The sequence below is a fragment of the Candidatus Babeliales bacterium genome (assembly GCA_035944115.1).
Classification (GTDB): Bacteria; Babelota; Babeliae; order Babelales; family Vermiphilaceae; genus DASZBJ01.
Map to the genome: position 1 here is coordinate 51,895 of DASZBJ010000012.1, position 12,323 is coordinate 64,217.

At 38.4% G+C, this 12,323-nt stretch carries 13 protein-coding genes and 1 tRNA gene; 6 read left to right on the top strand and 8 right to left on the bottom strand.

Annotated elements, in window-relative coordinates:
* Positions 1–15 precede the first annotated feature (15 nt).
* From VGT41_00950 to VGT41_00975, 6 genes are all read left to right on the top strand, one after another.
* The gene (locus tag VGT41_00950) at positions 16–726 is read left to right on the top strand and encodes a hypothetical protein (protein HEV2600841.1); all 711 of its coding nucleotides are present in this window, start codon (positions 16–18) and stop codon (positions 724–726) included.
* Between the two features lie 12 nt (positions 727–738).
* Positions 739–1,374: a hydrolase gene (locus VGT41_00955; protein HEV2600842.1), complete on the top strand. Its 636-nt coding sequence runs from the start codon at positions 739–741 to the stop codon at positions 1,372–1,374.
* A 20-nt stretch (positions 1,375–1,394) separates the two neighbouring features.
* Positions 1,395–3,104, top strand: a complete 1,710-nt coding sequence (locus VGT41_00960) for an amidohydrolase (GenBank protein HEV2600843.1) — start codon at positions 1,395–1,397, stop codon at positions 3,102–3,104.
* A gap of 94 nt (positions 3,105–3,198) precedes the next feature.
* Positions 3,199–5,523 (top strand): ankyrin repeat domain-containing protein, encoded by a 2,325-nt coding sequence (locus VGT41_00965; GenBank protein HEV2600844.1) that lies wholly within the window; start codon positions 3,199–3,201, stop codon positions 5,521–5,523.
* An 84-nt stretch (positions 5,524–5,607) separates the two neighbouring features.
* The gene (locus tag VGT41_00970) at positions 5,608–6,153 is read left to right on the top strand and encodes a DUF488 domain-containing protein (protein HEV2600845.1); all 546 of its coding nucleotides are present in this window, start codon (positions 5,608–5,610) and stop codon (positions 6,151–6,153) included.
* On the top strand, positions 6,143–6,367 hold the full coding sequence (locus tag VGT41_00975; protein ID HEV2600846.1) for a DUF2945 domain-containing protein: 225 nt from the start codon (positions 6,143–6,145) through the stop codon (positions 6,365–6,367). Before VGT41_00970 ends, VGT41_00975 begins: the two co-directional genes overlap by 11 nt.
* A gap of 176 nt (positions 6,368–6,543) precedes the next feature.
* Here VGT41_00975 and VGT41_00980 read toward each other — a convergent pair whose 3' ends face one another.
* The 8 genes from VGT41_00980 to VGT41_01015 all read right to left on the bottom strand — a co-directional run bounded on the left by VGT41_00980 (position 6,544) and on the right by VGT41_01015 (position 12,182).
* The gene (locus VGT41_00980; GenBank protein ID HEV2600847.1) at positions 6,544–7,278 is read right to left on the bottom strand and encodes a hypothetical protein; all 735 of its coding nucleotides are present in this window, start codon (positions 7,276–7,278) and stop codon (positions 6,544–6,546) included.
* Complete coding sequence (locus tag VGT41_00985) at positions 7,275–8,084, bottom strand: M48 family metalloprotease (protein HEV2600848.1); 810 nt, start codon at positions 8,082–8,084, stop codon at positions 7,275–7,277. The genes VGT41_00980 and VGT41_00985 overlap by 4 nt, the downstream gene beginning before the upstream one ends.
* A gap of 511 nt (positions 8,085–8,595) precedes the next feature.
* A tRNA-Arg gene (locus VGT41_00990) sits at positions 8,596–8,672 on the bottom strand.
* 220 nt (positions 8,673–8,892) lie between these two features.
* A complete protein-coding gene (gene atpA, locus VGT41_00995) occupies positions 8,893–10,410 on the bottom strand; it encodes a F0F1 ATP synthase subunit alpha (GenBank protein HEV2600849.1) in 1,518 nt (505 codons plus the stop codon).
* Positions 10,411–10,417: 7 nt separating this feature from the next.
* Entirely contained in the window at positions 10,418–10,960 is a 543-nt protein-coding gene (gene atpH, locus VGT41_01000) for an ATP synthase F1 subunit delta (protein ID HEV2600850.1), read from the bottom strand.
* Positions 10,957–11,520: a hypothetical protein gene (locus VGT41_01005; protein ID HEV2600851.1), complete on the bottom strand. Its 564-nt coding sequence runs from the start codon at positions 11,518–11,520 to the stop codon at positions 10,957–10,959. Before VGT41_01005 ends, atpH begins: the two co-directional genes overlap by 4 nt.
* Complete coding sequence (locus VGT41_01010) at positions 11,507–11,878, bottom strand: hypothetical protein (protein HEV2600852.1); 372 nt, start codon at positions 11,876–11,878, stop codon at positions 11,507–11,509. Before VGT41_01010 ends, VGT41_01005 begins: the two co-directional genes overlap by 14 nt.
* 43 nt (positions 11,879–11,921) lie before the next feature.
* On the bottom strand, positions 11,922–12,182 hold the full coding sequence (locus tag VGT41_01015; protein ID HEV2600853.1) for an ATP synthase F0 subunit C: 261 nt from the start codon (positions 12,180–12,182) through the stop codon (positions 11,922–11,924).
* Positions 12,183–12,323 lie beyond the last annotated feature (141 nt).

The window sequence follows — 12,323 nt, forward strand, 5'->3', positions numbered from 1 at the left end:
AAAAAAGGAAAAGCCATGAATAAAAAGATCTTTAGCTTCAGCGTAATTCTGATCCCTGTCGTGCTTGCGAGTATTTACTACTACTATCGATCGCAAAAAATTGCTCCGGCACAAGAATTCACAGCGCAAGAAATTGCTCAAGCGAAAGAGCTCATGACACAAGATATAGCAGTATTTTTTAACTACGCTCAGGAAAAAATACCTCAATTTTTAACCGATATTGAAATGGCAGAAAAAGAAACTCCTCAAGATGAGTCAAAAATTAATTACCTCAAAGAAGAACTTAAAACCTATAAAATCGCACAAACCATTGCCCAGCACGATCTTAAAACACTCGAAGAAGCAACGCCAGAACAGTTATCATTTAAGAATGGAGACATATCGGTGGAAGGGGACCGATTCAAATATACCGGGAACGGTAGACTCACATCTCGTATGTTAGCAGGAGAGAATGCTCTCGCATTTGTCTTATTCCATTCTGCAATGGACAAAACACAAGAAGACCAAGATAAAACAATGGCCATGTTAAAAATACTTTTTAATAAAAAGCTTGATCCAAACACTAAGGCTGGAGAAGTATACTGGGTTAAAGATAAGCCAACAGATAAAAGTGGGTACGATTATGTGAGCACATTTTCATTATCTCAAGCCGCATCCATCTATAGTTTTCCGCAAGCCCAGCAATTGCTACACGATTACATAAAAAACTTTAAATCTGCTCAATAAAGGATGGTTGATATGGAAAAAAAATATACTGATTTTTTAACACCGCAAAATTGTGCACTCGCACTTATTGATTATCAACCGGCTATGTACTTTGGTGTTCAAAGCCATGATCGCATAACAATCATGCATAACTCATTAATGTTGGCAAAAACAGCGAAACTGTTTAATGTTCCCACTGTTTTATCTGCTATCGCGCAAAATAGTTTTAGTGGTCCAATGAATTCTGATCTGCAAGCAGTTTTTCCAAATCAAGAAGTTATTGATCGCACCGCAATCAACGCGTGGCTTGATGCAAGTTTTCGTAAAGCAGTAGAAGGCACAAATCGCAAAAAAATAGTTGTTGCAGGATTATGGACAGAAGCGTGCGTGCTATTTCCAACCTTAGAGTTACTTAAAGCCGGTTATGATGTGTATATTCCTACCGATGCCTGCGGCGACATCTCTTTAGAAGCGCATGAACGCAGCGTCCAACGCATGATCCAAGCAGGCGCTACCCCAATAAATGCTTTACAATTTATTTGTGAATTACAGCAAGATTGGGCGCGCAGTGAAACATATAATGGGGTTATGGACATTTTAAAGGCTCACTCTCCATATGGCATTCAAGTTACGTTTTCAAAATGGGCTTTAGGCAAACATAGTTCTTAAACCTATTAGGGGCACCTTTTATGCATACTCAATATCCAGAAATGATTTTATATAACGGCAAAATTACTACGCTCGATACGCAACGTCCTGAAGTTTCTGCAATTGCCATTGCAAATGGGTGCGTACTTGCAATTGGGTCAGATGATGAAATTAAAAGTTTGGCTGGCACAGACACAAAAATTATTGACTTAAAACAACGTCGTACCATCCCGGGGCTTAATGATTCTCATTTGCATGCAATTAGAGGTGGCCTGAATTATACCATGGAATTACGATGGGATGGCGTTCCATCTCTTGCCCAAGCGATGAATATGCTCAAAGAACAAGTTGCTCGTACACCTGCAGGACAATGGGTGAGAGTAGTCGGAGGTTGGTCTGAATTTCAGTTTAGTGAAAAACGAATGCCCACACTTGCAGAGATAAACGCTATCACTACCGACATCCCTATTTTTATTCTTCATCTGTATGACAGAGCATTTTTAAATACTGCAGCGCTCAAAGCGGTAGGATACACCAAAGATACACCTGATCCCGCTGGAGCTCTTATTGAACGTGACACGGATGGAAACCCTACTGGATTAATTATTGCTCAACCAAATGCAGGAATTCTGTATGCAACGCTCGCCAAAGGGCCCAAATTATCAACGGTTGATCAAATTAATTCAACGCAAAACTTTATGAGAGAGCTGAATAGATTTGGACTTACCAGTTGCATAGATGCAGGCGGTGGCTCTCAAAATTACCCTGAAGATTACCATGTTATCGAAACGTTACATAAAAACAAACAACTGACGCTGCGTATCGCCTACAACTTATTTACCCAAAAACCACTCCATGAATTAGCTGATTTTGAGCAGTGGTCTACAACGATAACTCCGTATAGTGGAGACAGCATGTACCGCCTGAATGGTGCTGGCGAGATGCTTTTATTTTCTGCAGCAGATTTTGAAGATTTTTTATATGAAAAGCCTACGCTTGCTGTAGATATGGAACAGCATTTAAAAGAAATTATTCGTCTTTTGGTCAAACATCGTTGGCCATTTCGTGTACATGCAACATACAATGAAACCATTGAAAGAATGTTATCTGTCCTTGAAGAAGTTAATCAAGAAATGTCCTTTAATAATCTTCGTTGGTTCTTAGATCACGTAGAAACTATTACCGAACATAATCTAAAAAGAATAAAAACTCTTGGTGGTGCGATTGCAATACAAAATCGAATGGCCTATCAGGGAGAATATTTTATTGAGCGGTATGGCAAGCAAGCTGCCGCCACAACACCTCCAATCCGCACCATGATCGACCTTGGTATCACCGTTGGTGCAGGAACTGATGGGACCCGTGTCGCAAGTTATAATCCTTGGATATCTCTCTATTGGCTCGTAACGGGAAAAACGGTTGGCGGAACATCTTTATATGATAAAGATAATATAGTAAGCCGCTTGCAAGCATTGCAACTCTATACCATCGGCAGCGCTCATTTATCAGCAGAAGAAACATGCAAAGGCTCTCTTTCTGTGGGCATGTATGCAGATATGGCTGTTTTATCGCAAGACTATTTTGCTGTTGCGCAGGAGGATATTAAAAATATGTATTCGGTGTTAACTATTGTAGATGGTAAAGCTGTCTACGCTACACAAGAATTTGCCAGTCTTGATCACAACCGTGATTTACCGGTAAGCCCGGATTGGTCACCGGTAAAGTATTATGGCGGTTACTATAAATTATAATGTTAAGAATGGCTTGATAAAACTATTGTTATCTCTCTCTGCTATCTATTACGATATAAAACAAAAATCATAATACCGTGATGGGGAAAAAATAATGCGCCTATTACATCTCTTCTTAACAGCGCTGTTACTATGCACAGCCACACACAATAGCTTTCCTGCTGCCGCTGCACAACCAGCCGCCGCTGAGATAGATCCAACGGTACGATCATTACTGATTTTCCTAGATGATAGCGAGCCATACTACTATGATGCTTCAGATCCCTTACATGATTCCCACTTGCGCGCTATGACCACTCAGTCGATGGGTGCTCTCGCAGATATAGCTGGACCTATCCTTATTTCGGGATCTCTTTTATATAATTTATTTCGAGAGCCAAAAGCATATGACAAAAATAAAAATAAATTTGATGAATTTTACAATAACTTTAATCTCGATAATTGGATAATAAAAAAAATAAAAACTACTAAAATCCAAAAAACCACCCTGTATTGCATGATTCCTAATAACTATCTGGGTGTATCACATGATTCTTTACAACAACTAAACAACTTGGCTCCACTAACCGAATTAGAATATAAACTAGGTCTAAAAATTGATCATATGGATCCAATTCCAGCCAAAAATAAGCAAGAAATTCGTGATTATTTAACAGCACACTATGATAATTACACAACTAAAAATTATTACATCCTAAATGATGAAACCGGAAACGATTTTAAAAAAAACTGTATCGATGAAAAAAAAATATTTGTTTCAAAAAACGACCATATCAAAAACGAAAAAACGCCCGTACGATGGATTATATACTCAAATGGGCATGGTATTTATAATCACAATATCGCGCAATTATCTTTTAAACAATTTGATACCTTCTTAAATTTCCTTGAAAAGGACATTCTAACAATATTTTTCGCAGTCACCTCTTGCTACGCAGCAGGATTTAATATGCAGAAAATATTTGGCGAACTTACCACAAAAGGAGGCGCCAAAACATTGCCATTTCCTATCGTAACACATGCACTAACTGATGCAGTCGTGCATAAACTTTCTCAACCATACGACTTTAAATTATTTATAGATATTTTATCGCAAAACTCACCCAATTATAAAAAAGCAATTGCGACCATAATGCCAATAGGGCAAAAGATTATAAACACTCCGCAAATTAGATTTCCTCATGTCCCTGCATGGTTTCCTATTACGCAAAGCGATGATGCCATAATACGCATTACAAAAATACAAAGTGTAACACGCAAAAAACCGTTAACGGTAAATGATAAACCTGTCCTACTATATACCAACTATGTGCCCTTTTTAATAAACTTCTCTTCATCCAATCCCAAGCCATTAATTTCAATGATTGCAGGAGATACACTACACACAATTGATTCGGCAACGCTTTTAGCTCATGATTCTGTTACAAACTTATTTGAAAATATGCATATTATTAAATATGGATCCTCTAAAACGTTTTTCATAAAAAAGGCAACACTTAAAATTTTGAATACAAACATCACCGATATACTTATTCAATATTTGCCACACAAAAAACCTTTGTGCTTCTTCACCGAGCAAGGACAACAAAAAACATATATAAACGGAAAAATTGAAAACTATAAAAAAAACAATTACATGCGAATGTATAATAAAGTATATTCATTTAAAAATGATTTCCTCGAACCAATCAGAACCAATACAAAAAAAATCGAACATGCACTGTTGCACCAAAAAATAAAGCTCGATGTTTTTTCTACTCTATTGCACTCAGAAAATAGAGTAGAAGCTAAGAAACTGATACAGCACCTCATAGATAAAGGTATAAACATTGATTTTAGAAATCAACAACAGCAAACCCCATTAATCATTGCAGCTCAGAATGGAGATGAAGAAATAGTAGAATTATTGTTAATTGCTGGTGCCAACAAAGATAAATGTGATGCTAATGGTTTTAATGCGGCAGACGCTGCGCGAAATGCAGGATATGAAGACATAGCTATTTTAATTGAAAATGGAGACAACATAAAACTACGGCAACTTATTAAACTACAACTCTATCCACATCTCGATTTTTCAAGCAGGAGAAATCTGCGCTATATACTAGAACAGGTTGAAAAAAAATCGCCTAAAGCACTGGATATTCTTAAGAATATCGTCTTTCAACTTATTCACGGTCGAGAACAACAAGCTGCAAACACTACCAGTTCTGCATACCGAGGCAGCAGTTATTGGGGTAAAGATTTTCCAATACAAGAATTTGAACAAAAAAAATGGCAAGAAATTTTAACTAGCCTTATGGATGATAAGGACATTTCGGCACTACTTGATAACTACACACCAAAACTATCACCACAAGAACAACCCGAAGAGGAACGAAAGGAAGGCGAGCAAGAAGTTCCGGCTGGACTCATGCTATAATCAAAAATAAATTGGAGAGAAGAAAGTATGCGCAGATCACATTTCTTATTAACAGCATTGTAATAATAAAAAAATAGATAATTTATGAACAAAGCATTACGCATATTTACCGTCGGACATTCAACGAGACCGATAGAAGATTTTTTAAAGCTACTCAAACATTACAATATTACCGAACTCGTTGATATCCGCACAATTCCAAAATCACGCCACAACCCACAGTTTAATGGTCAAGAATTAGCACATGTTTTAAGAGATCATCATATTGGTTATCGCCATCAAAAAAATTTAGGCGGCCTGCGGCATACACATGCCGATTCGATTAATATGGCTTGGCACAATAGCTCGTTCCGCGGATATGCCGACTATATGCAAACAAAAGAATTTGAAGATGGGATAAAAGAACTTATTGAAATTGCGCATGAAAAGATCGTGGTAATTATGTGCAGCGAAGCTGTTCCATGGCGATGTCATCGATCCTTGATTGGTGACGCGTTATTAATCCGAAAGATCGATGTTGAAGATATTTATAGCATAACATCAAGTAAACCGCATACATTAACCCCTTGGGCTTTGGTACAGGGAACAACCATAACATATCCAGCGATACCGGAGAAGAATGATGTCTAAAAATTTTAAAATTGGCGATCTTGTAGAATGGAATTCAGAAGCAGGATTGGTGCGCGGTAAAATCAAAAAAAAGATTACATCCGAAATCATTTTTAAAGGTTATACGGTTCACGCCTCAAAAGAGGAACCGCAGTATTTGATAGAAAGTACTAAGACAGATCACTTAGCCATGCATAAAGGCTCTGCACTCAGGAAGATAAAGAAAGAAAAATAGAGACCTAAATGTCACTTTAAAATGTTCTGTTAGGCTGAAAGCAGGTTTCAAAAAAAACATTCAATTGTTATCTCTCTCTGCTATCAATAAATGGGGTGCAATTTCAACCGTCGACAGATTATCGACGGTTCATATACTTCGCCAATACCCCTAACTATTCCCCCCCCAACCCATCATCATTTAAGTCCATTCGCATAATTTTCAAACAAAGTTGCATGTGGCTCCCAGAATTGTTCACCATTTCTCAAATCATCTTTGATGATTGAATCGATTGCTTCCAGAGCTTTGATGGCCGCTTGCTTATTATGAGTTTTTTCAACCGTCATTTGAATGATCTGTATGTCATGCCTGATGCCAAAGTATTGTATCACTTTAGCTTGCATGGTATTAAGAAACGTTATATTACACACCAAAAAAATTCCATATGCTACTGCCATGCGCGCCCATTTATTTTCAATACGTTGAGTTTTGCCCAGAAGCCAAAATAAGAGAAAGAGTAAACCAAGCGAAAGCAAGATCAACAGGTAAGATACCAGCGTTACAGAAAATGGTTGGAGACCGCCATGTTGCAGCATTAAAAAAGTACGCCCGAGCAAAAACATTTGTTGATCTGAATCCAATGTTTTAAACCAACTATCATTAATAACCAAAAGTGGGTTCTTAGTTTGAGGATGAATTCCTGAAGCAATAAATCGATTCCATGGATTAATTTGAAGCCCACTTTTTTTAGGCATTGCCACTTCGTATGGCTGTTCAAATTCAAATAACTGTGCTGCATTTTCAGTTAATGTAACAATTTCCGGTGAAGCCGGCATTAAATAGCCATCCTCGATAAAATCAACTACTTTTGCAGTTGCTTGTCCAGCCACAAACATGCAGAGAGTTAGCATTATCTTTTTGATATTATTCATACAATATCCTTTGAGTTGTTTTGTAAATTTAAACAATATAACTTTCTTTCTTCACATGAAGGATGATCGGAAAGTAATCCAAAATAAGGATTATGAGCCGGTAAATTAAATTCCTTTTCCCATCGAGCGATGATTTTGGCACAACCTTCGTACGTCTTTAGTACCTGCAATGACCGGCAATCCGCAACTTTTTCTATATGCCTGCGGTAGGCAAGTGCGATCAAGGTAGGAACAAAGAAGCTGGTAAAACCAGCAATACAACAAAACGCTCCGATTATATATTTTTTATGATGCATCGCCTGTGCAATGTTGTGAATTTTTTTGGTTAGAAGATATGAGAGTATGAGGAGTAGGGCAAGGAACAGGTACAGAAATAAATTTAAATACAGCGTATGTGATTCTTTAATATGAATCATCTCATGACCGATAAGAAACCGCTGCTCTTCTGGCGATAGATCTTCTAAAAAACCCTCACTGATAAACAAATAAGGGCTACTATTGGTAGGAATACAAGAAAAAAGCAATGGGAAATAGACGAAGGCATTATGGTATCCAAAGGTCATCATCGCCCTTTGATTCATTTTACGGATAGTGAATGGTTGCGCGACCCCTATTTCTGATGCAATCGCTCTAATTTTTTCCTCTTGGTCGGTATTCAAAGGCAATGCCCCAAAGCTCTTTTCCGTCTTTTGAGAGACATATTCATTGAGTTGTATGGCCAAATGCCTACGAAGCGCCACACACGCACAACCCCCGATAATAAGTACGGTGAAAAGAGAAAACAGTATTTTTGATTTTAAAGACATGATCAATCCCCGCAATTAGTCCCTTTATTTCAGTATAAACTCGCGCAGAGAAGTTGCAAGGGATGCATGGTGTGGGGACGTAAAAAGGACGGGCTCGCCAGTCATTTCCTTCAGAAGACAGTTATTATAATAATCTTTTCTTCCTAAATTCCCTGCCCGAACCAGACTTCAAATATTCCTCAAATGCTATTGCCCTATCTTTATTCTCAAATCCAATGTGTACAATCAACTCCCATGGCATATATTTCGCAGTGTGTGCTGTTGTTCCACTATTGTGATTAGATAGACATTTACTCAGATCTTGAGTACAACCAACATAAATTTCATTCGGATCTTGTTTTGATCTAATGATATATACATAATGCATAAATGGCTTAGTCCTCCTGCGTCAATTCAACCTCCGCTACTGCTTCGGTTGTGACTCCGGCGGACAGCCTTCGCTTTTGGTTCATTTTAATTTGCATGTCTTTTAAGAAACGGGCATGCCAGCCGTAGCTTGAAAAGGGAAGGCTGGTGTGCCCGGCTGGGCTCGAACCAGCGACCTACGGATTAGAAATCCGTTGCTCTATCCAACTGAGCTACGGGCACATATAATCAGATTATTTCAAATCATCTACTCTATCCAACTGCCTGTCCGACGTAGCTTTAGCGGAGTAGGAAGCTACGGGCACATACATTCAGATTAAACTATTTCAAATCTTTACTCTCTTCATATAAACGGCGTAGCCATACGAAGCTTTAGCGAAGTATGGGCGCAAAAGAGAATGTAAGTATACTGCAGCTCGCAGTATATCTCAACCACTTTTATCTATATTGTTCTTGCTTTTTCAGGCAATTCAAACAATTGGCTAAATTCTATTGCGAACTTAGTCAGCTTTTCACGCATTGTATCGGTAATATCTGCAAGGTGCAAAATCGCCGCATAATCATTTTCATACACCGATTTTACGTAACTCACAAATTGTGTTGCAAAAAGACACGCATTCTTAGGATCAACTGCATCCAAAAACGTACCTTGCAATAAAAACAATATTAATGCCTGATCAACAAACGAGTATGTGGTGTGTTCTGGCTGCTTTAAGAGTTCAACCGCCAGCGCACCTCGTGATAATTTTTTACGCGAAATTTCATCTAGCTCTGTACCAAACTGAGCAAAATCAAGTAACTCATGATACTGCGCAAGCTCTAAACGTAACGCCTTTGTCATCTTTTTAACTGCAGCTGTTTGTGCTGCGCCGCCAACACGAGAAACAGACAATTCGACATTCACTGCTGGCCGCTGACCACGATTAAATAACTTTGTATCTAAAAATATTTGGCCATCGGTGATAGAAATTAAATTGGTAGGAATGTATGCAGTGATGTCATCACTTTGTACTTCAACCATCGGTAATGCTGTCAAAGAACCACCGTTGATTAATTTTCCTGCACGTTCCAGCAAACGAGAGTGAAGATAAAAGACATCGCCTGGAAACGCCTCTCGTCCCGGGGCTCGACGCATCAATAACGACATTTCGCGAAACGCAATCGCATGATTACTCAAATCATCATAAATAATTAAAGCATCTCGCCCTTGCTCTTGGAAATATTCCCCAATAGTACAACCTACATAAGGAGCAAGATATTGATTCAGCACCGCTTCACTCGAATCAGCACTCACGACAACAGTATAGGAAAGAGCATCATTATCTTCTAATAACTGAATGATACGTGCTAAATTTGCCTGTCGCTTACCAATCGATACATAAATACAAAAAACATTTTTACCTTTTTGGTGCAAAATCGTATCAAGAGCAATTGCAGTTTTTCCAGTGCCACGATTACCGATAATTAATTCACGTTGCCCTTTACCAACCGGCACCAATGCATCAATAGCAATTATGCCTGTTTCTAAAGATTCATTTACGGGGCTACGCTCTATAATTTGCGGAATACGTGTCTCGACAGGACGCATCTGCGTAGTTGCAAGATCACCCAGTCCATCAAGCGGTGTTCCTACTGCATTGATCACGCGTCCACACAATTCCATGCCAACCGGAGTTTTAAATACACTTCCGGTCCGTTTTACCACTTCTAATTCTGTAACTGGACGTGCTGTATACAAAAAAAACACGGCAACAGAGTCTTCATCTAAATCAAAAATTATCCCTCTATTACCCCCTTCAAATTCAACAAGCTCTCCGTACACCGCATTATTTAAACCATGCACTTTACAAATACCATCACCAACCTGAATAACAATACCAATCTCTTGCAATTGCTCTTCAGGAAGATTTTTTATAGAACGTTCAAATAATGAGACTAAGTCTGTACTTTTAATTTCCATGTTATCCCTAAGAGGTAAGCTTGTCGCTCATACCGTTTAATTGCTTTGCAATAGAATATTCCCATAATCTTGTACCACTCTGCAATCGCATACCTGCAATCAATGTTGGATCTATGCTATGCTGATATATAATCTCAGATCCAAGTTTTCGCTGCAAAAATTGTGCAATCACTGCAACCTGTGCTGTTGGCACCGGATGAGATGTAGCAATGGAAAAAAATTCTATATTTTTTCTCTGTTTATACAATTCACTAATATCTTTCACAACAGCAGATAATAATGCACCTCGACCAGAATCAAGCAAAACATTCACGAGTTGATCCGCCTCAGGCATAACATTACATTGCTTAAATAAATCATGCATATCCTGCTTTTTAACCTCTGTATCAATATGTATCAAGGAAAGAAAAAATAAAATAGAACGATTTTTTTCTAAACAATGCCGCACAAGATCAAATCCCTGCAAATCCTTGATAGTCATACTATCTATAAAACAGTTCAAAAATGCCTTTGCGTATCGACGCGCAAGCAGCATCTCGGCAGGCTTCATACCTTCTCCTGCTGCATATATTCAATCATTTCAGTTAAAAACTCAGCCCCTTGCTGGTCAGAAGCAAACTTACTCACCAACTGTTCACGAGCGCGGTTAATGCTCGACGGCACTAATTGTCGTTGCGCTCGGTCTATAAAAAAATAGTGAGCTTTCTGCTCAGCTTTTTTTCTTAACACAGCGGCAATCCGCTCTTGTTCTTTTTCTCGTTCAGCTTGTTTTTTTGCAAAAGCAGTGCACCAATCCTGCACTTTATCGGCTAGCTCATCGGTAAGCACTTGGTATCGATTGAATCCTTGCTCAACCACCTCTTGCTGCAAAACTAATTCATCACTCGTAAGCCGTAGCTGCTCACGCTCATTTTCATCATATTTAATTTGTTGTACTACAGATGGCAATAAAGATTGCCTAAATTTGTACACCCCTAATCCAACCAAAATAAAAAAGTTAATCGCGCGAAATAATAATGAAAAAACATGAGCAGATAGAACAGTATGCGCACAATACGCAAAAATAATAACCGCACCAATTATCTTATATTTTTCATTACTTACGGACATCGCCAACCTTTTCAATTATAGATTTAGCACAACTCTCAATTAAGCGCTCTTGCTCTGGGCTAGAAAACTCTTGATTATCTAAAGGAGCTGTAATCCCTAAATAGTTTATCTCCTGATGCAAGTCAGATGGAATATTAGATCGTATTGATGTATGAAACCTCAGCCACAACTGCATTACATCTTGCTGAACCTTGATAATCGCACCCTTACGGCGCGCTATCGCACCCAATAACAACATTTCACCCGCACGATCAGATTCAACAGCAGCCATCACCGGTTTAAATAATAGCCAACGAAAAATGCTATAGGCTATAAAAAAATGGAACCCTTGCAGCAGCAAGGTACAATTAATATCCATACCAATACACCTATTCTATCAAGAATAACGTACACTAATCTTTTTACAGTGTTCTGCTTAGAACAAGCAATGCCCCAGAAATAATAAGACAAAAAATTGAAGAAGTATCGATAAGACCCATTGCGATCATCATAGTCATTCTAATCTTACTGGTCGCCTCTGGATATTTACCAGTATTTTCAACCGCACTACTTCCTACAAGACCCCCAGCAATTGAAGGACCGATACTGCCAATGCCCATGGTAAATGCAGCACCTAGTAGCGCAGCAGCCTTTGCGTAAGAGATGCCAACTTCTACGTCCATTGATATCCTTTCGAAAAATATAGTTAGGTATTTATATAAAATTCAAACGTACTATTTTTCCTATTGTAGCGTAATTATTACTAATTTTACAATGAAAAAAATCAAAAAATCTTCTTTTCAAAATAATGACCCTGATAGGGG